Origin of the sequence: Pseudomonas sp. S30_BP2TU TE3576, assembly GCF_050436025.1 — a bacterium.
Taxonomy (GTDB): domain Bacteria; phylum Pseudomonadota; class Gammaproteobacteria; order Pseudomonadales; family Pseudomonadaceae; genus Aquipseudomonas.
Map to the genome: position 1 here is coordinate 5,352,137 of NZ_JBNDLK010000001.1, position 23,997 is coordinate 5,376,133.

Below are 23,997 nucleotides of genomic sequence, written 5' to 3' on the forward strand. Positions count from 1 at the left end.
CCGTCTGATGGCGCACCGACTGAAGACATGAGGAAAGCATGAGCAAGCAGATTCTGATTCTCCCAGGTGACGGTATTGGCCCGGAAATCATGGCCGAAGCGGTCAAGGTTCTGGAATTGGCCAGCGACAAGTTCGCCCTGGGCTTCGAGCTGAGCCACGACGTGATCGGCGGCGCGGCCATCGACAAGCACGGCGTGCCGCTGGCCGACGAGACCCTGGAACGTGCCCGTGCGGCCGACGCCGTACTGCTGGGCGCCGTTGGCGGCCCGAAGTGGGATGCCATCGAACGTGATATCCGCCCTGAGCGCGGCCTGTTGAAGATCCGTGCGCAACTGGGCCTGTTCGGCAACCTGCGTCCGGCGATCCTGTACCCGCAACTGGCCGAGGCTTCCAGCCTGAAACCGGAAATCGTTTCCGGGCTGGACATCCTGATCGTTCGCGAACTGACCGGCGGTATCTACTTCGGCGCACCACGCGGTACCCGTACCCTGGAAAACGGCGAGCGTCAGTCCTACGACACCCTGCCGTACAGCGAAAGTGAAATCCGCCGCATCGCCCGCGTCGGCTTCGATATGGCCATGGTGCGCGGCAAGAAGCTGTGCTCGGTGGACAAAGCCAACGTATTGGCTTCCAGCCAGTTGTGGCGCGAAGTGGTCGAGCAGGTGGCCAAGGATTATCCTGAAGTCGAACTGAGCCACATGTACGTCGACAACGCCGCCATGCAGCTGGTGCGCGCACCAAAACAGTTCGACGTGATCGTCACCGACAACATGTTCGGCGACATCCTGTCCGATCAGGCCTCGATGCTCACCGGTTCCATCGGCATGCTGCCGTCGGCGTCCCTGGACACCCACAACAAGGGCATGTACGAGCCGTGCCACGGCTCGGCGCCGGACATCGCGGGCAAAGGCATTGCCAACCCGTTGGCGACCATTTTGTCGGTGTCGATGATGCTGCGTTACAGCTTCAACCAGCAGGCCGCGGCCGATGCCATCGAGAAAGCCGTCAGCCTGGTGCTGGATCAGGGCTTGCGTACCGGTGACATCTGGTCGGCCGGTTGTACTAAAGTCGGTACGCAGGAAATGGGTGACGCAGTAGTCGCCGCGCTGCGGAATCTGTAATCTCTCGGGCCCGCTGCCAAATTCAAGACAAGGCAGCGGCCCACATTTCAAGAAGGTGTAGTTGCGATGAAACGTGTAGGTCTGATCGGTTGGCGCGGTATGGTCGGTTCCGTGCTCATGCAGCGGATGCTGGAAGAGCAGGATTTCGATCTTATCGAGCCGGTGTTTTTCACCACTTCCAATGTCGGTGGCCAAGGCCCGTCCGTGGGCAAGGACATTGCTCCGCTCAAGGACGCGTACAGCATTGAAGAGCTGAAAACCCTCGACGTGATTCTGACCTGTCAGGGCGGCGACTACACCAGCGAAGTGTTCCCCAAGCTGCGCGAAGCCGGCTGGCAGGGTTACTGGATTGACGCCGCTTCCAGCCTGCGCATGCAGGATGACGCGGTGATCGTTCTGGATCCGGTGAACCGCAAGGTCATCGACCAGCAACTGGATGCGGGCACCAAGAATTACATCGGCGGCAACTGCACCGTCAGCCTGATGCTGATGGGCCTCGGTGGCCTGTTCGAAGCCGGCCTGGTGGAGTGGATGAGCGCCATGACCTATCAGGCGGCGTCCGGTGCCGGCGCGCAGAACATGCGTGAACTGATCAAGCAGATGGGTGCGACCCACGCCGCTGTCGCCGATCAACTGGCCGATCCGGCCAGCGCGATCCTCGATATCGACCGTCGTGTTGCCGAAGCCATGCGCAGCGACGCGTACCCGACCGAAAACTTCGGCGTACCGCTGGCCGGCAGCCTGATCCCGTGGATCGACAAGGAACTGCCAAACGGCCAGAGCCGCGAAGAGTGGAAGGCCCAGGCCGAGACCAACAAGATCCTCGGTCGTTTCAAGAGCCCGATCCCGGTGGATGGCATCTGCGTGCGCATCGGCGCCATGCGCTGCCACAGCCAGGCGCTGACCATCAAGCTGAACAAAGACGTGCCGATTGCCGATATCGAAGGGTTGATCAGCCAGCACAACCCTTGGGTCAAGCTGGTACCGAACAACCGTGAGACCAGCATTCAGGAGCTGAGCCCGAACAAGGTCACCGGCACCCTGAACATTCCGGTTGGCCGTCTGCGCAAGCTGAACATGGGTTCGCAATTTGTCGGCGCGTTTACCGTCGGCGACCAACTGCTGTGGGGCGCGGCCGAACCGCTGCGTCGCATGCTGCGGATCCTGCTCGAGCGTTGATTGGCTGAAGCAATGAAAGAACCCGCGCCTTGAAAGAGGTGCGGGTTTTTTTATCCCTGACTGTCTGGCGTTTATGGGTTGCCCATGCCGGCCTCTTCGCGGGCAAGCCCGCTCCCACAGGGTTTAGCGCGATCCTTGTGGGAGCGGGCTTGCTCGCGAATGGGCCATCACAGGCACCACAAGGCCTGGCAGAATTGCCTGCATGCCAGTCACCCGGTAAAGTGCCGCTCCCCCCGTTTCGCCAGAGGTACAACCATGAGCCAGTCCTTTGATATTGCCGTGATCGGCGCCACCGGTACTGTCGGCGAAACGCTCGTGCAGATTCTTGAAGAGCGCGACTTTCCGGTCGGCAATCTGCATCTGTTGGCCAGCAGCGAGTCGGCCGGCAGTTCCGTGCCGTTTCGCGGCAAGAATGTGCGGGTACGGGAAGTTGATGAGTTCGACTTCAGCAAGGTGCAGTTGGCATTTTTTGCCGCTGGCGCCGCTGTTTCCTTGAGTTTTGCGTCCCGTGCGACCGATGCCGGTTGCTCGGTGATCGATCTCTCTGGCGCTTTGCCAGCCGAAAAGGCGCCGCAGGTCGTGCCTGAGGCCAACGCTCAGGTGTTGGCCGGTTTGAAAAAACCGTTTCAGGTCAGCAGCCCAAGTCCGTCGGCCACCACGCTGGCAGTGGTGCTTGCGCCGCTGATGGAGTTGCTCGATTTGCAACGCGTCAGCCTGACCGCCAGCCTGGCGGTATCGGCCCAGGGCCGCGAAGCCGTGAGTGAGCTGGCCCGGCAAACCGCCGAACTGCTGAATGTGCGGCCGCTGGAGCCGAAATTCTTTGATCGGCAGATGGCCTTCAACCTGTTGGCTCAGGTCGGCAAAGCGGATGAGCAAGGTCATACGCTGCTGGAAAAACGCCTGGTCCGTGAGCTGCGCCAGGTCATGGCGCGACCTTCACTGAAGATTTCCGTCACTTGCATTCAAGCGCCGGTGTTTTTTGGCGATAGCTTTAGCGTGACCCTGCAGTCCGCGAGTGAAATTGACCTGGCGAAAATCAATGCCGCCCTGGAAGACGCACCCGGTATCGAGCTGGTGGAAGCCGGCGATTACCCGACCCCGGTGGGCGATGCGGTAGGGCAGGATGTGGTCTACGTAGGTCGGGTGCGCCATGGTATCGACGACCTGTCGGAACTTAATTTGTGGCTAACGTCAGATAACGTACGCAAAGGCGCCGCGCTCAACGCCGTGCAGCTGGCCGAGTTGTTGATAAAAGACCTGCTGTAAAAGATACTTTGCAACAATTTGTCGAATGATTCCGGGCGAGCCGCTCTGCGGGGGCTTTGCGGGGCATCAACGAAATGACCGCGCGCGACGACCCTCGCCGTTGCGCGCAATGCCTTACGGCAGCGACTATCAATACCTTCTCGCTGGCCGAGGAATGTTCAAACTAAGGATGAGCTAATGGTTCAAGTTCGCAAACTGGTGTTAGCAATAGCGGCCGCCTCGGCGCTGTCCTCCGGTATGGCGCATGCCCTCGGGCTCGGGGAGCTGACCCTGAAATCGACGCTCAACCAGCCGCTGGTAGCGGAAATCGAGCTGCTCGATGTCAAGGATCTCACCGCCGCCGAAGTGGTGCCGAGCCTGGCTTCACCAGACGATTTCGCCAAGGCCGGTGTCGACCGCCAGGCGTTTCTCAATGACTTGACCTTCACCCCGGTGCTCAACGCCAGCGGTAAAAGCATCCTGCGCGTGACCTCCAGCAAGCCACTCTCCGAACCCATGGTGAAGTTCCTGGTTCAGGTCATGTGGCCGAACGGCCGTTTGCTGCGCGACTACAGTGTGCTGCTTGATCCATCGAAATTTTCCCCGCAAACCGCCGAGGCGGCTGCCCAGCCTGTACCGACTCAATCCGTCGCCGCGCCGGTTACCGGTGCGACTAAAGCGTCCCAATACACCACCACGCCGCGCGATACCCTGTGGGAAATCGCCGCGAAGGCGCGTAACGGCGGTTCGATCCAGCAAACCATGCTGGCCATCCAGGCGCTGAACCCGGACGCCTTCATCGACGGCAACATCAACCGCTTGAAAACCGGCCAGGTGCTGCGCCTGCCGGACCCGGCGCAGAGCACCAGCCTGCCGCAGCCCAAGGCCATTGCCGAAGTGGCCGCACAGAACACGGCCTGGCGCCAGGGTCGTCGTTATGTGGCGAAGCCCGGGGCAGGGCAGCAGCAACTCGACGCCACCAAGCGTCCGCGGGCTGAAGGGGGGGCGACGCAAGCCGCGACTGACAAGCTGAGCCTGGTTTCTGCCGAGTCCGGCAAGAACCGTGGCAAAGGGGCTGCCGGAGATGCCAGGGCCCTCAGCAACAAGCTGGCGGTGACCCAGGAAAGCCTCGATACCAGTCGTCGTGATAACGCTGAGCTGAAAAGCCGCATGGCCGATCTGCAAAGCCAGGTGGACAAGCTGCAGCGCCTGATCGAGCTGAAGAACAATCAACTGGCCAAGTTGCAGGCCGAGGGCGGTGCGGGTGCGGCTGCAACGGCTCCGGCGATGTCGGCCGAGCTGGCTCCCAACCCGGCGGCGGCACCTGCTCCGGCAGACACTGCAGCGGTTGCTCCTGTGCCAGCCCCCGAGGCAACTCCCGCGCCGGCCGAGAAACCCGTTGAGGCGACTCCGGCGGCAGCCGACGATCAGAAATTCAATGAGTTGCTGACCAACCCGGTGCTGCTGGGCCTGGTGGGTGGCGGTGCGGTGGTGTTGTTGCTTCTGCTGCTGTTGCTGGCACGCCGACGCAAGGCCCAGCAAGAAGCCGAGAAGCATATGCGCATGGCGCGTGCCCTGGCCGAAGAGCAGCAATTCTCAGCCGATCTCGACCTGCCGGAAAGCAGCTTTGAAGGTCTGGAAATTCCGTCGCCGAGCGTGAAGCTGGCGACTGCACCGACGCCTGCTCCTGCGCCAGCGCCGGTCATTGCGCCAGTCGTGATGACCACGCCGATCGCCGCGCCTTTGGTGGCTCCGGCTGGCGAGCGTTCCGACGACGTGCTGGGCCAGGCTCAGTCGCACATCAATGCCGGTCGTCTGAACCAGGCTGCCGCGTTGCTGGAGGACGGCGTCAAGCAGGAGCCTCAGCGCAGCGACTTGCGCTTGAAGTTGATGGAAGTCTACGGCCAGCAAGGCGACCGCGATGCGTTCGTCGGCCAGGAGCGTCAGTTGGTGGCCAATGGCGACAACTTCGCCAAGGTTGAAAAGCTCAAAAGCCGCTTCCCTGCGATGGCGCTGGTTGCTGCCGGTGGCATCGCCGCAGCCGCCGTTGCTGCCGAACTGGACGCGCAATACGTTAAGGATCTGTTGCTCGATGAGCCGCAAGCACCCGCGCCAGAGCCTGCGCCGCTCGAGGATGACCTCGACAGCGCCTTCGACCTGAGCCTGGATGATCTGGACGCGATTACGCCTGTGGCGCCTGCACCGGCGGCGGAGCCCGAAGTGGCGGCGCTGGCAGATCTGGACGAATTCCCGTTGGACGACGATTTGAGTTTTGAATCGGTGTTGCAGCAGCAGACTGAAATCAAGGAAAGCCTTGACGACCTGTCGGACTTCGACCTGGACCTGGATCTCGGCGCGCAACCGTCGCCGGCGATGCTTGCAGAAGACGATTTCCTGCTGGACCTGGACGAAGGCGTGAAAGATTTCCCGGTTGCCGAAACCCCGACTGTTCCTGAGGTTGCACTGGGCGATCTGGAATTGCCGGCCGATTTCGATCTGTCGCTGGCCGACGAAATGGACGTGCCGGATGCGTTCGCAGCGGAGCTGGATGATGTCAATGCCGAGCTGGAGAGCTTGTCCAGCAGCATCGGCGAACCGACGTTTACCGAAGCTGATGCTGCGCTGGGTGGCGATGATGACTTCGATTTCCTCTCGGGTACTGACGAAGCCGCGACCAAGCTCGATCTGGCTCAGGCCTATATCGACATGGGAGACAGCGACGGTGCGCGCGACATCCTCAATGAGGTGGTAAGCGAAGGCAGTGCCGAGCAGAAGAGCGAAGCCAGGGAGATGCTTTCGCGTCTGGCTTGAGTGATCGGTAGGTTGTAAACAAAGCGGCAGCCCATTGAGGCTGCCGTTTTTGTTTGGCCGATGAATTGATGTCGTTTGCTGAGGCCTCTTCGCGAGCAAGCCCGCTCCCACAGGTACAGTGTGATCCTGTGGGAGTGGGCTTGCCCGCGAAGAGGCCATTACATTCACTACAGCATCATCGGTTGTACTGGCATCCCCTCCAGTCGGCCTTATAATGCCCGCCTTTGCGTACATCAGCAGGCTGTCCCTCCTTGGCAAATATAGATAACCCGGCCGCCGAAATGGCAGCCGACGGCTTTTTCCGGATCGCGCTGGGCGTTGAATACAAAGGCTCGCGCTATCGCGGCTGGCAGCGCCAGGCGTCCGGGGTGCTCACTGTGCAGGAAACCCTCGAAAACGCCTTGTCCAAAGTCGCCGACTCACCCGTTTCGCTGATGTGCGCGGGGCGTACCGACGCCGGTGTGCATGCCTGCGGACAAGTGGTGCATTTCGACACCCAGGTCGAGCGTTCGATGAAGGCCTGGACCATGGGCGCCAACATCAACTTGCCCCATGACGTCAGTGTCAGTTGGGCCAAGGTCATGCCGGCGCATTTCCATGCGCGGTTCAAGGCCATCGCCCGGCGTTATCGCTACGTGATCTACAACGATCAGATCCGCCCGGCGCATCTGAACGAAGAAGTGACCTGGAATCACCGTCCGCTGGATGTCGAGCGCATGGCGGAGGCTGCTCAATACCTGCTGGGTACCCATGATTTCAGTGCTTTTCGCGCCGGTCAGTGCCAAGCCAAGTCGCCGATCAAGGAGCTGCATCACCTGCGTGTCACTCGTCATGGCAAGATGATCGTGCTGGATATTCGCGCCAGCGCCTTCCTGCATCACATGGTGCGCAACATTGCCGGTGTGCTGATGACCATTGGCGCCGGTGAGCGTCCGGTGGAGTGGATGAAAGAGGTGCTGGAGAGCCGGATTCGACGTTCCGGTGGCGTGACGGCGCATCCATTCGGCCTGTATCTGGTGCAGGTCGAGTACCGTGACGAATTCGAATTGCCCGAGCGCTACATCGGTCCGCACTTCCTGACCGGCTTCTCGGAACTTGGCGGCTGACGCCCTCGAACGCTTTTGTTACCATCCGGGACTTTCCCGGATTTGTCTTGGAGTTGTATCGACATGTCAGCCGTTCGCAGCAAGATCTGTGGGATTACCCGCATGGAAGATGCGTTGGCAGCCGTCGAGGCCGGGGCTGATGCCATCGGATTCGTGTTCTACGCCAAAAGCCCCCGTGCGGTGACGTTCCAGCAGGCGCGCTCGATCATCCAGGCGCTGCCGCCGTTCGTGACCACCGTGGGTTTGTTCGTCAATGCGAGCCGTTGCGAGTTGGGTGAGATTCTCGATGCGGTGCCCCTGGACTTGCTGCAATTTCACGGCGATGAAAGCGCGGCGGATTGCGAGGGGTGGCACCGTCCGTACATCAAAGCGCTGCGGGTCAAGGCGGGTGATGACATCGCCGCGGCCTGTGATGCGTATGCCAGTGCCAGCGGAGTCCTGCTCGATACCTATGTCGAAGGCGTTCCCGGAGGAACCGGTGAGGCGTTTGACTGGTCACTGATACCGCAAGGCTTGAGCAAGCCGATCATTCTGGCGGGCGGTCTGACGCCGGATAACGTCGCCGAAGCGATTGCCCGCGTCCGGCCTTATGCCGTGGATGTCAGCGGCGGGGTAGAGGCGAGCAAGGGCATCAAGGATCACGCAAAGATTCAGGCATTTATCAAAGCGGTACGCGGTAGCACCTGTTGATGTGACGGCTGGCAGACTGCCGCCGTCCACTGCACTGTACAAAGCGGATGCACTGCATGCAGCAGGCAAATCCGAGGGTTTCTGGTTGCACGCAGGTCATGTTTCGCGCTGACCGCGACAGTCCATCGACCCTCTCCGCACACATGAATTTAGCGCTAGGGCATACACGGGGTCGCGAACCAGAGCGTTCGGGCCGCCGGTACTGGAGAAAGAAAGCATGAGCAACTGGTTAGTAGACAAACTGATCCCTTCGATCATGCGTTCCGAGGTCAAGAAGAGCTCGGTGCCTGAAGGTCTTTGGCACAAATGCCCGTCTTGCGAGGCTGTGCTGTATCGTCCGGAGTTGGAAAAGACCCTGGACGTTTGCCCCAAGTGCAACCATCACATGCGTATCGGCGCCCGCGCCCGTATCGACATCTTCCTCGACGTTGAAGGCCGTACCGAACTGGGTGCAGACCTGGAGCCGGTTGACCGTCTGAAATTCCGCGACGGCAAGAAGTACAAGGACCGCCTGACCGCTGCACAAAAGCAGACCGGCGAAAAAGACGCACTGATTTCCATGAGCGGTACTTTGCTGGGCATGCCGGTCGTGGTTTCGGCGTTCGAATTTTCCTTCATGGGGGGGTCGATGGGCGCCATCGTCGGTGAGCGTTTCGTTCGTGCCGCCAACTACGCCCTGGAAAAACGTTGCCCGATGGTCTGCTTCGCGGCTTCCGGCGGTGCGCGGATGCAGGAAGCGCTGATTTCCCTGATGCAGATGGCCAAGACCTCCGCGGTACTGGCACGCCTGCGTGAAGAGGGTATCCCGTTCATCTCGGTGTTGACCGATCCGGTCTACGGTGGCGTTTCCGCCAGTCTGGCGATGCTGGGCGACGTGATTGTCGGCGAGCCGAAGGCGTTGATCGGTTTTGCCGGTCCGCGTGTGATCGAGCAAACGGTGCGTGAAAAACTGCCGGAAGGCTTCCAGCGCAGCGAGTTCCTGCTGGAGCACGGTGCCATCGACATGATCATCGACCGTCAGGAGCTGCGTCCGCGCCTGGGCAATTTGCTGGCGCAAATGATGGGCCTGCCGACGCCGAAGTTCGTTGCTGCCCCCATCGAGCCGATCGTGGTTCCGCCGGTGCCAGCCAGCCTATGATCGAACGTACCCTTGGCGAATGGCTCGCCTACCTTGAGCAGTTGCACCCTTCAGCCATCGATATGGGATTGGAGCGGTCGCAGCAGGTAGCGTCCCGCATGGGACTGGGCAAGCCGGCGCCTCGGGTGATTACGGTCACCGGGACCAACGGCAAGGGTTCCACCTGTGCGTTTGTGGCTTCCTTGCTGCGGGCTCAGGGCTTGAAAGTGGGGGTTTACAACTCCCCGCACCTGCTGCGTTACAACGAGCGGGTACAGGTCAATGGCGTCGAAGCCACGGATGCCGAGCTGTGCGAGGCCTTTGCTGCGGTAGAGGCCGGGCGTGGCGACACTTCGCTCACCTACTTCGAAATGGGCACCCTGGCGGCATTCTGGTTGTTCCAGCGCTCCGGGCTCGATGCGGTGGTGCTGGAAGTCGGCCTGGGCGGTCGTCTGGATACGGTCAACGTGGTGGACGCCGACGTGGCGCTGGTCACCAGTATTGGCGTCGATCATGCGGATTACCTGGGTGATACCCGAGAGTCCGTGGCCTTCGAAAAGGCCGGTATTTTTCGTCAAGGCGCACCTGCGCTCTGCGGCGATCTGAATCCTCCACAACCTCTGCTGGACAAGGCGCGCGAGCTCAATTGCCCGTTTTACCTGCGTGGCCGCGATTTTGATCTCGGTATGACCGATCACAACTGGCAATGGCGCGGCGTCGATGCGCAGGGGCGTGCGGTTGAGCTGCACGACCTGCCGTTGCTCGATCTGCCGATGGAAAACGCGGCGTTGGCGTTGCAGGCTTACTTGTTGCTCGGCTTGCCTTGGGTGGCTGCGCAGATTAGCGAAGCGCTGCGGGCAACGAAGGTGGTCGGTCGTCTGGATCGCCGCGAGTTCGAGTGGCAAGGCAAGCGCTTGAATCTATTGCTGGATGTGGGGCATAACCCCCATGCGGCGGAGTATTTGGCCCGTCGTCTGGCCAGTCGCCCGCCGGTCGGCAGGCGTCTGGCGGTGTTCGGGCTGCTGGCGGACAAAGACCTGGGTGGTGTTGTCGGCGAATTGAGTGCTAGTGTCCAGCACTGGGCTGTCGCACCTCTGGATTCGCCTCGGGCGCGTTCGGTGGCGGATTTGCACGACGCGTTGCAGGGTCTTGGTGCTTCGGTCACGTCATACGAAAGTGTGGCGGCCGCCCTGGAAGGGCAGTGCGCGCAGGCCACCAGCGACGACGAAATCCTGTTGTTCGGATCATTTTATTGTGTCGCCGAGGCCCTTGAGTGGCTGGCCCGGCGCTCCACGGAGGACGCGGCAAATGGCATTGCTGGATAAGGCATACAAACAGCGCATGGTTGGCGCCCTGGTGTTGGTCGCGCTGGCGGTTATTTTTCTGCCGATGCTGTTTTCCCGCCAGGACGAACAGCGCCAGGTGACGGTCGAAGCGCCAGCGGCTCCTCAAGCGCCTGCGCTGCCTCAGGTACAGGTCGAGCCAGTGGTGGTGCCTGAGCCGCAAGCCTTGCCTCAGGAACCCGTGCCGAGCGATGACGAAATCGCCCAGCAGGAAGCGGCGGTGCCAACTGCGCCGGTGGCTCCAGCGCCTGCTGCCAAACCGGCTGCACCAGCGCCGGCCCCGGCCCCGGCTCTGGCGGCTAAACCCGCGACCGCGCCTGCCCAGCCCATCACGGCCGCACCGGGCAAGCCGGACACCACGCAAAGCCGCGTCGATGCCAATGGTTTGTCGGTCAGCTGGTCGGTGCAACTGGCCAGCCTGTCGAGTCGTGAAAGCGCAGAAAAACTTCAGAAAACCTTGCGCAGCCAGGGTTACAACGCCTATATCCGTAGCGCCGATGGCAAAAATCGTGTGTTTGTCGGGCCGCTGATCGAGCGCGCTGAGGCTGACCGGCTGCGTGACTTGCTGAACCGCCAGCAGAACCTCAAGGGGTTTGTCGTGCGTTTTCAGCCAGAACGTGGCTAAAACTATCGCCCCGATTTGAAATGCACTGACAATCGCAGCTTACCGATAAGCATGGGCTCTGCTAAAATGCGCCGCCTTATCCGTCTGTAGGCTGCACTGTGCCATTTACCTGGGTTGACTGGGCGATCGTAGCAATCGTCGCCATCTCCGCATTGATCAGTCTGAGCCGCGGCTTCGTCAAAGAGGCGCTGTCGCTGCTGACCTGGATCATCGCAGGAGTCGTAGCCTGGATGTTCGGTGGCTCACTGTCCGAGTACCTCGGCGGGTACATTCAAACGCCGTCGGCCCGTATAATCACGGGCTGTGCCATCATGTTTGTCGCCACTTTAATCGTAGGCGCAATGATCAATTATCTTATCGGCGAACTGGTTCGCGTCACCGGGCTCTCCGGGACCGACCGATTCCTCGGCATGGCCTTCGGCGCCGCGCGTGGCGGGTTGCTGGTGGTCATTGCCGTCGGGCTGTTGAGCCTGGGGCCGGTACAGCAGGACGGGTGGTGGAAAGAGTCACAGCTCGTGCCAAAATTTCTATTGGTCGCAGACTGGTCCAAAAACCTGATTCTTGGGTGGAGCAGTCAGTGGCTTGCCAGCGGAATCAGCGTACCCGCTGATATTCCGTTCAAGGAGCAACTCTTGCCGATGGCCAAAACGCCTCAGTAAGTAGTGCTCAGTTCAGATCCATTAAGTAGGGGTTGCGTCGCATGTGTGGCATCGTCGGTATCGTCGGTAAGTCGAACGTCAATCAGGCGCTGTATGACGCGCTAACCGTGCTCCAGCACCGCGGCCAGGACGCTGCCGGTATCGTGACCAGCCATGATGGCCGGTTATTCCTGCGCAAGGACAACGGCCTGGTGCGTGACGTGTTCCAGCAGCGTCACATGCAGCGTCTGGTCGGTCACATGGGCATTGGCCATGTGCGTTATCCAACCGCGGGCAGCTCGACATCGGCCGAAGCTCAACCGTTTTACGTCAACTCGCCTTACGGCATCACCCTGGCGCACAACGGTAACCTGACCAACGTTGAACAACTGGCCAAGGAGATTTACGAATCTGACCTGCGCCATGTCAACACCAGTTCCGACTCGGAAGTGCTGCTCAACGTGTTCGCGCACGAGCTGGCCCAGCGCGGCAAGTTGCAGCCGACCGAAGAGGACGTTTTTGCCGCCGTCACTGACGTGCACAACCGTTGCGTCGGTGGTTATGCCGTCGTGGCGATGATCACCGGCTACGGCATCGTCGGTTTCCGCGACCCGCACGGCATCCGCCCGATCGTTTTCGGCCAGCGTCACACCGACGAAGGCGTTGAGTACATGATCGCCTCGGAAAGCGTTTCCCTGGACGTGCTCGGCTTCACCCTGATTCGCGACCTGGCACCAGGCGAAGCGGTCTACATCACTGAAGAGGGCAAGCTGTACACCCGTCAGTGCGCGACCAACCCGTCCCTGACCCCGTGCATCTTCGAACACGTCTACCTGGCGCGTCCGGATTCGATCATCGATGGCGTGTCGGTCTACAAGGCCCGTCTGCGCATGGGTGAGAAGCTGGCCGAGAAGATTCTGCGCGAGCGTCCGGATCACGACATCGACGTGGTCATCCCGATTCCGGACACCAGCCGCACCGCGGCGCTGGAACTGGCGAACCACCTGGGCGTGAAGTTCCGCGAAGGCTTCGTGAAGAACCGCTACATCGGCCGGACCTTCATCATGCCGGGCCAGGCTGCGCGGAAAAAATCCGTACGCCAGAAGCTCAACGCCATCGAGCTGGAATTCCGCGGCAAGAACGTGATGCTGGTGGATGACTCCATCGTTCGCGGTACCACTTGCAAGCAGATCATCCAGATGGCCCGTGAGGCCGGCGCCAAGAACGTTTACTTCTGTTCCGCGGCGCCAGCGGTTCGCTACCCGAACGTCTACGGCATCGACATGCCGAGCGCTCACGAACTGATCGCCCACAACCGTTCGACCCAGGACGTGGCTGACCTGATCGGCGCCGACTGGCTGATCTATCAGGACCTGCCTGACTTGATCGAAGCGGTCGGTGGCGGCAAGATCAAGATCGACAAGTTCGATTGCGCGGTGTTCGATGGCCAGTACGTCACCGGCGACGTCGACGAGGCTTACCTGAACAAGATCGAGCAGGCACGCAACGATGCCTCCAAGGTCAAGACGCAGGCAGTCAGTGCGATCATCGATCTGTACAACAACTGAGTTTCTACCGGCCCTGAGGGGCCGGTTTTGTATCTGGCAAAAAGACTTTTATCTATCAAGAGCAGGGCAAGGAGTGACAGCATGAGTCAGGAATGGGATGCCGGTCGGCTGGACAGCGACCTCGAAGGTGTAGCGTTCGATACCCTGGCCGTACGCGCCGGTCAGCACCGTACGCCGGAAGGCGAACACGGTGATCCGATGTTCTTCACCTCCAGCTATGTATTCCGTACTGCCGCCGACGCTGCTGCGCGCTTCGCCGGCGAAGTACCGGGCAACGTTTACTCGCGCTACACCAACCCGACCGTGCGTGCGTTCGAAGAGCGCATCGCCGCTCTGGAAAGTGCCGAGCAAGCCGTGGCCACGGCCACCGGCATGGCGGCCATCATGGCCGTGGTGATGAGCCTGTGCAGCGCCGGTGATCATGTGCTGGTGTCGCGCAGCGTATTCGGCTCGACCATCAGCCTGTTCGAAAAGTACTTCAAGCGCTTCGGCATCGAAGTCGACTACGTTGCCCTGGCGGATTTGTCCGGCTGGGACGCGGCGATCAAGCCCAACACCAAACTGCTGTTCGTCGAGTCGCCGTCCAACCCGCTGGCCGAGTTGGTCGACATCGCCGAACTGGCGAAAATCGCCCACGCCAAAGGCGCGATGCTGGTGGTCGACAACTGCTTCTGCACCCCGGCCTTGCAGCAACCGCTGAAAATGGGCGCGGACATCGTCGTGCACTCGGCCACCAAGTTCATCGATGGCCAGGGTCGTTGCATGGGCGGCGTGGTCGCCGGTCGCAGCGAGCAGATGAAAGAAGTGGTTGGCTTCCTGCGTACCGCCGGGCCGACCTTGAGCCCGTTCAACGCCTGGATCTTCCTCAAGGGTCTGGAAACCCTGAACCTGCGCATGAAGGCCCATTGTGCCAACGCCCAACAACTGGCCGAGTGGCTGGAGCAGCAGGAAGGTATCGAGAAAGTCCATTACGCCGGCCTCAAGAGCCATCCGCAGCACGACCTGGCGCTGCGCCAGCAGAAAGGTTTCGGTGCTGTGGTCAGTTTTGAGGTGAGGGGTGGCAAAGAGGGCGCCTGGCGCTTTATCGATGCCACGCGCCTGATTTCGATTACTGCGAACCTGGGCGACAGCAAAACCACCATCACGCATCCGAGCACCACGTCCCATGGTCGTCTGGCGCCGCAAGAGCGTGAAGCGGCGGGCATTCGTGACAGCCTGATCCGCATTGCGGTCGGCCTGGAAGACGTTGCCGACCTGCAAGCCGATCTGGCGCGCGGCCTGGCTGCGTTGTGATCGAGTTGTCTGCGCCAAACACGGGCTCCAATGGCCGCGTAGCGCTGGTGACCGGTGCTGCGCGGGGCATAGGCCTGGGGATTTCGGCCTGGCTGATCAGCGAAGGCTGGCAAGTCGTGCTGACGGATCTGGACCGGGAGCGCGGTTCGAAAGTGGCGAAAGTGCTGGGCGACAACGCCTGGTTCATCGCCATGGATGTCGCCAACGAGGGGCAAGTTGCGCTGGGCGTGGCCGAGGTGCTCGGCCAGTTCGGGCGCCTGGATGCGCTGGTATGCAATGCGGCGGTTGCCGATCCGCATAACATCACCCTGGAAAGCCTCGATCTGGCTCACTGGAATCGGGTGTTGGCGGTGAACCTCAGTGGGCCGATGTTGCTGGCCAAGCACTGTGCGCCGTACCTGCGTGCTCACAGCGGCGCCATCGTCAATCTGGCCTCGACCCGCGCCGCGCAATCGGAGCCCGACACAGAGGCCTATGCGGCGAGCAAGGGTGGCTTGTTGGCCCTGACTCATGCGTTAGCCATTAGCCTGGGGCCGGAAATCAGGGTCAATGCCGTCAGCCCTGGCTGGATCGATGCGCGCGACCCATCGGCGCGGCGTGCCGAACCATTGACCGAGGCCGATCATGCCCAGCATCCGGCGGGCAGGGTGGGGACGGTTGAGGATGTCGCGGCGATGGTGGCCTGGCTGCTGTCGAGGAATGCCGGTTTTGTCACCGGGCAGGAATTCGTGGTTGATGGCGGCATGACCAAGAAGATGATTTACAGCGAGTAAGCTCCGGGATTGATGTTGAATGTTCCGCCGCTTTCGCGAGCAAGCCCGCTCCCACATTTGGAATGCATTCCCCTGTGGGAGCGGGCTTGCTCGCGAAAGCGATCCTGCTGCTATACACAATTTTGTCTTTTTTAGAAAAACTTCAAGCAGGGTATTGACTTAGGTTCTCTACCTGCGTAAATTTCGCGGCCTCGGAGATGCAAACGGGTGATTAGCTCAGCTGGGAGAGCGTCTGCCTTACAAGCAGAATGTCGGCGGTTCGATCCCGTCATCACCCACCACTCCCGAGATACTTGCGAAAGCAAGAGGTAGGCTGAAATGCCTCCACCGACGCGCAGCGGTAGTTCAGTCGGTTAGAATACCGGCCTGTCACGCCGGGGGTCGCGGGTTCGAGTCCCGTCCGCTGCGCCATATTTTCCGAGTCAGATTCATCTGGTTCGAGATTGAAAAGCTACTGAGTTTTCAATCAGACGAGTTACTTGAGCATCTGCTCAAAGCGATACGCAGCGGTAGTTCAGTCGGTTAGAATACCGGCCTGTCACGCCGGGGGTCGCGGGTTCGAGTCCCGTCCGCTGCGCCATATCTGCTCCGAGGCCAACTGAACGCCTTGGAGCTACGAAGAAAACCGCTGGTTTACTTCGAGTCGATAGCAAAAACCCTGGTCGAAAGACCGGGGTTTTTTGTTTCCGGAATTCAGGTTTTCTCCTCTCGCCTTGTTCCTGGTGGACCTTTCTGCATGCCTCGTTGCCGCAATGGCCTATCGGACGCTGACGACGTCGTCGTCCAGCGGCACCCCTCCAGCCTCACGCTACCGAAATTCACGGCTACTCTTAACGTGCTGCGTCGAATAGTCGCGTTTTTTTGATTTGCTGGTCAGTTTTTAGTTTTCCGTCAGGCCGTAAGCCTATAAACTTAACCTTTCGGTCAGCTTTGCACTGTCAACAACAGCCCTTTGCATCGTCGAAAGGGGCCTCTGCAAGACTCGAGATTTCCAGAACATAACCAGAAGGGCGGGCCCCATAACCGCCCAGAGGATGATCCATGTCCAACCGTGATATATCCCGGCGCTCGTTCCTTCAGGGCGGGCTGGTAGCGGGCGTGAGCGTGACGCTTACGCCATTGAGCAGCCAGGCGCTGGCAGCCTTGATGGAAAACAGCGTGACCGTGCCGTCCGAGCAGTGGCTCGGCAACAATGGCAAGGCGCGCGCCCGTAACGATGCCTTGTCCAAAGTCTGCGGCAGTAAAGTCTTTGCCCGTGACATCCGCGCCAAGGACATGCCGGGCTGGCCGCAGCAGCAAGGCCACGCCATGCTGCTCAAAACCATCAAGGCCGACCACATCTTCGCAGGCATCGACCTGTCGTGGCTGGGCGCCGGGTTGCAGCCGGACCGCATCGTCACCGCCGAAGACCTGGTCAAGGACGGTATCGTGTTCCCTGAGGAGCACGCGCCGGATCCATTGTTGCCGGCCGGCAAGGTGCCGATGTTCATCGGGCACCCGGTGGCGATCCTGATCTGGAACGACTTCGAGCGTTTCCGTCAGGCCAAGAACCAGCTCAAATTCAATGACAAGGCGATTCGTTACGGTGCCCAGGTGCCGTTCTACGAAGGCGATCCTTACGGCAGCTTCCGCTATGTGCGCGTCGGCGGTGCGACCTCGGCCGACGAAGACGAGTTCGCCAGCCTCAAGGATTCGATCCTGTTCCCGATGCTGAAAAACCGTCGTCCGGTGTGGAACTCCCAGCCGAACCTGCACGGCAACCTGACCGAGCGCGGGTTGTTCTACGCCGACCGCATGAAGCAGCAGATCGATACGCCGCCGGATAACTGGCTGGTGTTCGACGAGCGCTACAAGACGCCATCGATCGAGCCGGCCGCCCTTGAGCCGGACAACGGCAACGGCTGGTACGACCCGATCACCAAGACCCTGCATTTCGTCGTCGCTACCCAATGTCCACTGGAAGCGGCGACCGAGACTGCGAAGATGATCGCGCCGTCGCGTTTCGGCCTGGCCAACCTGAACATGCACCCGGGTTACACCGTCGGTTACGGCTCCAAAGACCACAACATTTTCGTCTACTACGCAGCGCTGGCCGCGTTGTACGGCGCCGGTGTGCCGGTGCGCCTGGCCAACGACCGCTACGAGCAGTTCCAGAGCGGCATCAAGCGTCACCCGTTCGACATTCGCTACCAGTTGGCGGTGGACAAGAACGACCACAGCTTCAAGATCTTCCGCGCTGAAATGAGCGTCGACGGTGGCGGGCGAATCAACTACAGCCCGTCGGTGGCGGCGGTGGGCGCCACTGCCGCGCAATCGATCTATTACATGCCGCAGAACGACCTGCAGGTCACGGCTTACCATTCCCGCGCGGTAGAAGCTGGGTCGATGCGTGGCTACGGCACCCTGCAGAGCATGGCGTCGACCGAAATGATGGTCGACGAAATCGCCGGTCGCCTGGGTGTCGATGCCATTGAGCTGCGCCGCAAGAACGCGCTGCGCTCGGGCATGAAAAACACCCAGGGCGCGATCCCGGCCGGTGCCTTGCGCCTGCACGAGATTCTCGACAAGGCGGCTGTCCACGAAGTCTGGAAAAACCGCGACGCGATCAAGAAGCAGCGCGAAGCCACCGATCCGGACAACTGGTACGGCGTTGGTTTCGCCATTTGCCAGAAAGACTTCGGCACCGGTTCCGAAGCGCCGATGGCCAGCATTGAATTCACCGCCGAAGGTCGCATCAGCCTGCGCCACATCGGTATTGAAATCGGCACCGGCATGTCGACCTCGCAGGCCATGGTCGTGGCCGATTTCCTCGGTATTCCGGCGCACGAAGTGAAGACCGGCGAAACCGAATGGAAAGAGTTGCAGCTGATCAGCAGCGGCAACCCGTACATCATGAGCCAGGCCGAACAGGATAATGTCCTGCGCAACCCGCGTTGGGTCGGCAAGGTGGCTTCGGCATCGTCGGCCACCAACTCAGCGTACTACTTCAGCCACGCCACCCGTGAAGCGGCGCGCGTGCTGTTCAACCACGGCCTGTGGCCGGCGGCGCTGGAGATCTGGCGCCAAGGCCCTTACGGAGGCCAGGCCAACCCTTATGTGGTGCGCCGCGAAGACGCCCATTGGGTTGACGGCAAACTCACGGCCAACGGCATGGAGCCGCTCCCCTTCGCAATGCTCGCCAAGCGCGTTCACGAGCGTGGTCTGGTGAGCGGTGCCACGGTGCACGGTTTCAACCGCTGGAGCTGGGCCGAGGCCGAGTTCAGCATCGACGGCGTGCGTGAGCGTTTGCCGCTCGATGGTCTGGCGGTCAAGTACGGCGACGGTGCACCGAAAGCGAAGAAGGCGCAGATGAACAGCGCCGGTTTCCATCTGCTGGACCGGCAGAACATCGCCTACCCGGCAACCCAGCTGAACAACGCGGCGGTGACGTACTACAGCCCGGTGGCGACGCTGGTGGAAGTGAAGGTCAACAAGGGTTCGAACGAAGTGTCGGTACTCAACCATCACTCGTGGGTCGAGTGCGGTCGCGTGCTGGTGCCGGAACTGGTCAAGGGCCAGCTCGAAGGCGGCATCGCCATGGGCATCGGCCATGCGCTGATGGAAGAAATGCCGTTGTACGAAGGCGGGCCGGGGGAGGGTGACTGGAACTTCAACCGTTACCGCCTGCCAATGGCGCGGCATGTTGCGGTGTGGAAGCAGACAGCGGACATCTTGCCACCACTGTCGCCAAGCGACCCGTCCAAGGGCATCGCCGAAGTGGTGATGATTCCGGTGGTCGGCGCCATCGGCAACGCCGTGGCCCATGCCATCGGTAAACGTGTCCGCGACCTGCCTATCACTTCTGCACGCATCAAGGAGGCCCTCAATGGCTAACCGTCCGCTTCAACTGACCCTCAACGGTCAATCCGTCGGCCCGGTGGACATCCCTGATGACCTGCCGATGATCGACTACCTGCACGAATACAAGAACCTCACCGGTTCGCGCCTTGGCTGCGGCCAGGGCATCTGCCACGCCTGCGTGGTGATCGTCGACAACCCCGACGGCACCAGCGAAGAAGTGCGCACCTGCATCACCGGCGCGCACTATTTCGAAGGCAAGAAAGTACGGACCATCGAAGGCCATGCCACCCGCGACGAGCAGGGCAAGGTCACCGAGCTGAACCCGATCCAGCAGCGCTTCGTCGATGAATTCGCCTTCCAGTGCAGCTACTGCGCGCCGGGTTTCGTGAATGCCGCGACCGTACTGGTGGAAAAGCTGCAGCGTCAGCCCATTGTTAAAAGCCAGCTGGAAAAAGTCATCGAGGACAGCCTCGGTCATCACATCTGCCGTTGCACCGGCTACGTGCGTTACTACAGTGCCACGCGCAATGTGCTGACGGATCTCGGCCTGGTCAAGGAGGGTTAAGCATGAAGCTTCTACTTAGCCGTCTGGCATTGGCGGTTGGTCTGGCTGCGCCTGTGTTGCTGGCCCACGCCGATGAGGCGCAGGTCAAGCAAGGCCAATACCTTGCCCGCGCCGCCGATTGCATGGCGTGTCACACCGCACCGGGTGGCGCGCCGTATGCGGGCGGTCTGCCGATCGTTTCGCCGTTCGGTACCATCTACGGCACCAACATCACCCCGAGTAAAGAGCACGGCATTGGCCTGTACAGCGATGACGAGTTCTTTGCCGCGCTGACCGAAGGTAAGCGCCGCGATGGCGCGAACCTGTATCCGGCGATGCCCTACACCTCGTATCACCTGATGCCGCGCGCCGATTCCGACGCGATTCATGCCTACCTGAAAACCGTCGAGCCGATCGAGCGCGCCGCGCCAGTCACCAACCTGAGCTTCCCGTTCAACGTGCGCCTGGGCCTGATGGGCTGGAACATGATGTACGGCAAGGACGTGAAGCTGGAACCGGCCGAAGGCAAAAGCGACGCCTGGAAGCGCGGCCAATACATGGTCGATGTGCTGGGTCACTGTGGCGAGTGTCATACGCCGCGGGGCTTGCCCGGTGCGATGCAGCAGGACAAGCGCATGACCGGCGGCCTGCTCAACGGTTATCTGGCGCCAAGCCTGCTGGCTAACGACCTGGCGGCACGTGGCTGGAACCATCAGGACCTGAGCTCGTTCCTCAAGCACGGCATGAGCGCCCAGGGCACGATGTTCAACGAGATGTTCCCGGTGTTCCATAACAGCACCCAGGGCCTTAGCGATCCGGATCTGGCGGCGATGGCTACCTTCTTGCTCGGCGATCAGCCGCCGGCGGCGAAGGTGCTCATCGAAGTGTCTTTGGACAAACTCAGCTCAAGTGCGCAGCGTGGCCGTCAGGAATATTTGAACGTCTGCGCCGGTTGCCATGCGCCGGGTGGCGAGGGCAAGCCGCACATCGCCGTGGCCATGCGTGGCAACACCACGTTGCGCCTGGAAGATCCGCGCAACCTGGTGCGGGTGATCGACGACGGTATCGGTGAGCAGAAGTTCTCCGGGTTCGAGCACATGCAGCCGATGCCGGGGTTCGCTCAGAAGTTGAGCGACGGGCAACTCACGGATCTATTGAACTACCTGCGTCAGGGCTGGGGCGGTCAGCCCAATGATCTGGCGGTGAATGACGTGCAGAAGTTGCGGGCCGATGCGCCGCCGCTCGAGCACAAGGCGCACTGATATGCAGCATCTCGATCTGCAGGTGATACGTCGGGCGCTGGAATGGTCGACGGCCGGTCAGCGCATCTGGCTGTGTACGGTGCTGGCCACTTACGGTTCGGCACCGCGCGCACCGGGGGCGCTATTGGCGGTGAACACTGATGGGCAATGGATTGGCTCGTTGTCTGGTGGCTGTGTCGAGGAAGACTTTCTCGAGCGAGTCGCCGACGGTGCGTTTCTGGAGCCGGTCAACGTTGTTCGTTACGGCGAAGGCGACGATCCACGCTCCCGCGTCAGCCTGCCGTGTGGCGGGGTGCTGGATGTGCTGGTCGAGAAGCTTGAAGCCGATTGCGAGGTGCAAGCGCATCTGCGGGAGCTGGAGTCGGCGCTGTTGGGCCGGCGTCGACTGATCCGCGAAGTTGATCTGCTCAGCGGTGCGCGCAGTCTGTTCGATGATCGTGAGCAGGGTGTGCGTATCGAGCGTGAAATCGACCGGGTGCGTGTGCGCGTCGGCGCGGCTCAGCGCTTGCTGCTCGCCGGTTACTCCAGTGTCGCTCAGGCCTGTGCAGAGTTTGCCGTCGGCCTGGGTTTCGAGGTGATTCTGTGTGACCCGCGGGACGACGTGCTGGAAGGCGTCGTGCTGGAAAACGTAGAGATTCGCCGCCAACTGCCTTCGGTGTTCATTGCCGACGGCGGTTGCCACAGCGATACGGCAGTGGTGGCATTGACTCACGATCCGCGCATTGATGACCTGGCGATGATGGAGGCGGTGCGCACCGAAGCGTTCTATATCGGTGTGATGGGCTCGATGCAGACCTCGCACAAACGCTTCGAGCGCCTGCGCCGCATCGGCGGTCTGGGTGATGTCGAGTTGGGACGGATCCATGCGCCAATCGGGTTAAACCTGGGCAGCAAGACCCCGGCAGAAATCGCTCTGGCGGTGTTGGCTGACATCTTGCGAATCCGCAGCGGAATCGCACGGGATCGTCTCTAACCCAAAACCCCTGTGGGAGCGGGTGTACGCAACATCTGCGGGTATCCAAAAAACATTGTGGGAGCGAGCTTGCTCGCGATGAGGCCGGCACATTCAACACGGATGTCGCTTGCCAGTCCGCCATCGCGAGCAAGCTCGCTCGCACAATGTATTGCGTGCAGCTTAGTAGCCGAACTTGTCCCGCAATCCGTAATACCACGCACCCAATGCCGCAAACGGTGTACGCAGCATTTGTCCGCCAGGGAATGGGTAGTGGGGCAGGTCGGCAAACGCGTCAAAACGCTCGGCCTGGCCGCGCAGCGCTTCGGCCAGCACCTTGCCCGCCAGGTGTGTGTAGGTCACGCCGTGGCCGCTGCAGCCCTGGGAATAGTAAATATTGTCGCCCAGGCGACCGACCTGAGGCAGGCGCGACAGGGTCAGCAGGAAGTTGCCCGTCCACGCGTAATCGATCTTCACGTTCTTGAGCTGCGGAAATGCCTTGAGCATTTTCGGCCGAATGATCGCTTCGATGTTCGCCGGGTCCCGCGCGCCGTACACCACGCCGCCACCGAAAATCAGGCGCTTGTCGCCGCTGAGGCGGTAGTAGTCGAGTAAGTAATTGCAGTCTTCGACACAGTAATCCTGAGGCAGCAGGGTCTTCGCCAGTTCTTCGCCCAGTGGCTCCGTGGTAATCACTTGAGTGCCGCAAGGCATCGACTTGGCGGCCAGTTCCGGCACCAGATTGCCGAGGTACGCGTTGCCGGCGACGATGATGAACCTGGCCCTGACCTTGCCCTGTGGCGTGTGCACAACCGGGTTGGCGCCGCGTACGATGCGTACGGCCGGCGACTGCTCATAAATTGTCCCGCTCAGGGACTCGACCGCTGCCGCTTCTCCCAGCGCCAGGTTAAGCGGATGAATGTGGCCTCCACTCATGTCCAGCATGCCGCCGACATACTGATCACACGCCACCACTTCGCGGATGCGGCGTTGATCCATCAGCTCGAGCTGGGTGTGCCCGAAACGCTCCCACAGGCGCTTCTGCGACTCGAGATGCCCCATCTGCTTGGCGGTCATCGCGGCGAACACGCCACCGTCCTTCAGATCGCACTGGATGTTGTACCTGGCGACCCGCTCACGAATGATCCGGCCACCTTCGAACGCCATCTGCCCCAGCAGTTGAGCCTGTTTGGGGCCGACCGTGCGCTCGATGACATCGATATCGCGGCTATAGCTGTTAACGATCTGCCCGCCATTACGCCCGGACGCCCCGAAACCCACCTTGGCGGCTTCGAGCACCGTGACCTTGAAGCCGTTTTCCAGCAGGAACAGGGCAGAGGACAGCCCCGTATAACCGGCGCCAATCACACAAACATCGGTCTCGACGTCATCCTGCAACGCCGGGCGCGGCGGAACCGCATTGGCCGATGCGGCGTAATAGGATTCTGGGTAGGGGGTGTTAGCCATCCTGCAGCCTCTGTTTAATATATTTTACGAGTGCGTTGATCCTACCCGAGTTGAAAATCGGCCGCCAGCCACCCGGAAAATCTTCTTTGTACCCGCAAAATTAAATATTTTGCATATTCATAGGGTTAGCTCGAAAAAAGGTGTTGACACCCCTCCGGAATTCCGTAGAATGCCGCCTCACAGCAGGCACGTAGCTCAGTTGGTTAGAGCACCACCTTGACATGGTGGGGGTCGTTGGTTCGAGTCCAATCGCGCCTACCAAACAAAATCCGCTCTGCTGGGCGGTCTAGAAGGGTTCACCGAAAGGTGGGCCCTTTTTTGTTGGTGGAAGCCCATCCAAATACCGACCGGTTGGGACAGCGACGGCGACAAACCCATCAGCTCGAAGCCCCCAGATAATGCTCAGGAAGAGCAAGACACACA

General features: G+C 60.9%; 18 protein-coding genes and 4 tRNA genes. 21 read left to right on the forward strand and 1 reads right to left on the reverse strand.

The window, feature by feature from the left end; genetic code table 11:
- Positions 1 to 38: 38 nt before the first annotated feature.
- The 20 genes from leuB to ABIA48_RS24470 all read left to right on the forward strand — a co-directional run bounded on the left by leuB (position 39) and on the right by ABIA48_RS24470 (position 22,128).
- Positions 39 to 1,121, forward strand: a complete 1,083-nt coding sequence (gene leuB, locus ABIA48_RS24375) for a 3-isopropylmalate dehydrogenase (RefSeq protein WP_108217787.1) — start codon at positions 39 to 41, stop codon at positions 1,119 to 1,121.
- A 66-nt stretch (positions 1,122 to 1,187) separates the two neighbouring features.
- Complete coding sequence (gene asd / locus ABIA48_RS24380; RefSeq protein WP_057715575.1) at positions 1,188 to 2,300, forward strand: aspartate-semialdehyde dehydrogenase; 1,113 nt, start codon at positions 1,188 to 1,190, stop codon at positions 2,298 to 2,300.
- A 255-nt stretch (positions 2,301 to 2,555) separates the two neighbouring features.
- Positions 2,556 to 3,566 (forward strand): aspartate-semialdehyde dehydrogenase, encoded by a 1,011-nt coding sequence (locus ABIA48_RS24385; RefSeq protein WP_429491940.1) that lies wholly within the window; start codon positions 2,556 to 2,558, stop codon positions 3,564 to 3,566.
- A 177-nt stretch (positions 3,567 to 3,743) separates the two neighbouring features.
- Positions 3,744 to 6,356, forward strand: coding sequence for a FimV/HubP family polar landmark protein (locus ABIA48_RS24390; RefSeq protein ID WP_429491942.1), 2,613 nt, complete (start codon positions 3,744 to 3,746; stop codon positions 6,354 to 6,356).
- A 281-nt stretch (positions 6,357 to 6,637) separates the two neighbouring features.
- Complete coding sequence (gene truA, locus ABIA48_RS24395; protein WP_033063335.1) at positions 6,638 to 7,462, forward strand: tRNA pseudouridine(38-40) synthase TruA; 825 nt, start codon at positions 6,638 to 6,640, stop codon at positions 7,460 to 7,462.
- Between the two features lie 63 nt (positions 7,463 to 7,525).
- Entirely contained in the window at positions 7,526 to 8,152 is a 627-nt protein-coding gene (locus ABIA48_RS24400; protein WP_429491944.1) for a phosphoribosylanthranilate isomerase, read from the forward strand.
- A 217-nt stretch (positions 8,153 to 8,369) separates the two neighbouring features.
- On the forward strand, positions 8,370 to 9,290 hold the full coding sequence (gene accD, locus ABIA48_RS24405) for an acetyl-CoA carboxylase, carboxyltransferase subunit beta (protein ID WP_429491946.1): 921 nt from the start codon (positions 8,370 to 8,372) through the stop codon (positions 9,288 to 9,290).
- On the forward strand, positions 9,287 to 10,594 hold the full coding sequence (gene folC, locus ABIA48_RS24410) for a bifunctional tetrahydrofolate synthase/dihydrofolate synthase (protein ID WP_429491948.1): 1,308 nt from the start codon (positions 9,287 to 9,289) through the stop codon (positions 10,592 to 10,594). The genes accD and folC overlap by 4 nt, the downstream gene beginning before the upstream one ends.
- Positions 10,578 to 11,237 carry an SPOR domain-containing protein gene (locus ABIA48_RS24415; protein ID WP_429491950.1) on the forward strand — a complete coding sequence of 220 codons (660 nt, stop codon included), beginning with the start codon at positions 10,578 to 10,580 and terminating at the stop codon, positions 11,235 to 11,237. Before folC ends, ABIA48_RS24415 begins: the two co-directional genes overlap by 17 nt.
- 98 nt (positions 11,238 to 11,335) lie before the next feature.
- On the forward strand, positions 11,336 to 11,896 hold the full coding sequence (locus tag ABIA48_RS24420; protein ID WP_007975669.1) for a CvpA family protein: 561 nt from the start codon (positions 11,336 to 11,338) through the stop codon (positions 11,894 to 11,896).
- 41 nt (positions 11,897 to 11,937) lie between these two features.
- On the forward strand, positions 11,938 to 13,443 hold the full coding sequence (purF, locus tag ABIA48_RS24425; RefSeq protein WP_007975670.1) for an amidophosphoribosyltransferase: 1,506 nt from the start codon (positions 11,938 to 11,940) through the stop codon (positions 13,441 to 13,443).
- Between the two features lie 81 nt (positions 13,444 to 13,524).
- Positions 13,525 to 14,736 (forward strand): O-succinylhomoserine sulfhydrylase, encoded by a 1,212-nt coding sequence (locus tag ABIA48_RS24430; RefSeq protein ID WP_429491953.1) that lies wholly within the window; start codon positions 13,525 to 13,527, stop codon positions 14,734 to 14,736.
- Positions 14,733 to 15,509: an SDR family oxidoreductase gene (locus ABIA48_RS24435; protein ID WP_007986973.1), complete on the forward strand. Its 777-nt coding sequence runs from the start codon at positions 14,733 to 14,735 to the stop codon at positions 15,507 to 15,509. Before ABIA48_RS24430 ends, ABIA48_RS24435 begins: the two co-directional genes overlap by 4 nt.
- A 205-nt stretch (positions 15,510 to 15,714) precedes the next feature.
- A tRNA-Val gene (locus tag ABIA48_RS24440) sits at positions 15,715 to 15,790 on the forward strand.
- A 53-nt stretch (positions 15,791 to 15,843) separates the two neighbouring features.
- A tRNA-Asp gene (locus ABIA48_RS24445) sits at positions 15,844 to 15,920 on the forward strand.
- A 92-nt stretch (positions 15,921 to 16,012) separates the two neighbouring features.
- Positions 16,013 to 16,089: transfer RNA gene (locus tag ABIA48_RS24450), tRNA-Asp, on the forward strand.
- A gap of 461 nt (positions 16,090 to 16,550) precedes the next feature.
- A complete protein-coding gene (locus tag ABIA48_RS24455; RefSeq protein ID WP_429491955.1) occupies positions 16,551 to 19,382 on the forward strand; it encodes a xanthine dehydrogenase family protein molybdopterin-binding subunit in 2,832 nt (943 codons plus the stop codon).
- The gene (locus tag ABIA48_RS24460; protein WP_007982256.1) at positions 19,375 to 19,914 is read left to right on the forward strand and encodes a (2Fe-2S)-binding protein; all 540 of its coding nucleotides are present in this window, start codon (positions 19,375 to 19,377) and stop codon (positions 19,912 to 19,914) included. The genes ABIA48_RS24455 and ABIA48_RS24460 overlap by 8 nt, the downstream gene beginning before the upstream one ends.
- A gap of 2 nt (positions 19,915 to 19,916) precedes the next feature.
- Positions 19,917 to 21,155 carry a c-type cytochrome gene (locus tag ABIA48_RS24465; RefSeq protein WP_429491958.1) on the forward strand — a complete coding sequence of 413 codons (1,239 nt, stop codon included), beginning with the start codon at positions 19,917 to 19,919 and terminating at the stop codon, positions 21,153 to 21,155.
- 1 nt (position 21,156) lies between these two features.
- Positions 21,157 to 22,128, forward strand: coding sequence for an XdhC family protein (locus ABIA48_RS24470; protein WP_429491960.1), 972 nt, complete (start codon positions 21,157 to 21,159; stop codon positions 22,126 to 22,128).
- Positions 22,129 to 22,290: 162 nt separating this feature from the next.
- On the opposite strand, the gene ABIA48_RS24475 is transcribed toward ABIA48_RS24470, so the two are convergent.
- Entirely contained in the window at positions 22,291 to 23,574 is a 1,284-nt protein-coding gene (locus tag ABIA48_RS24475; RefSeq protein ID WP_429491962.1) for an NAD(P)/FAD-dependent oxidoreductase, read from the reverse strand.
- 184 nt (positions 23,575 to 23,758) lie between these two features.
- On the opposite strand from ABIA48_RS24475, the gene ABIA48_RS24480 reads away from it, so the two are divergent.
- Positions 23,759 to 23,835: transfer RNA gene (locus tag ABIA48_RS24480), tRNA-Val, on the forward strand.
- The last annotated feature ends 162 nt before the right edge of the window (positions 23,836 to 23,997 follow it).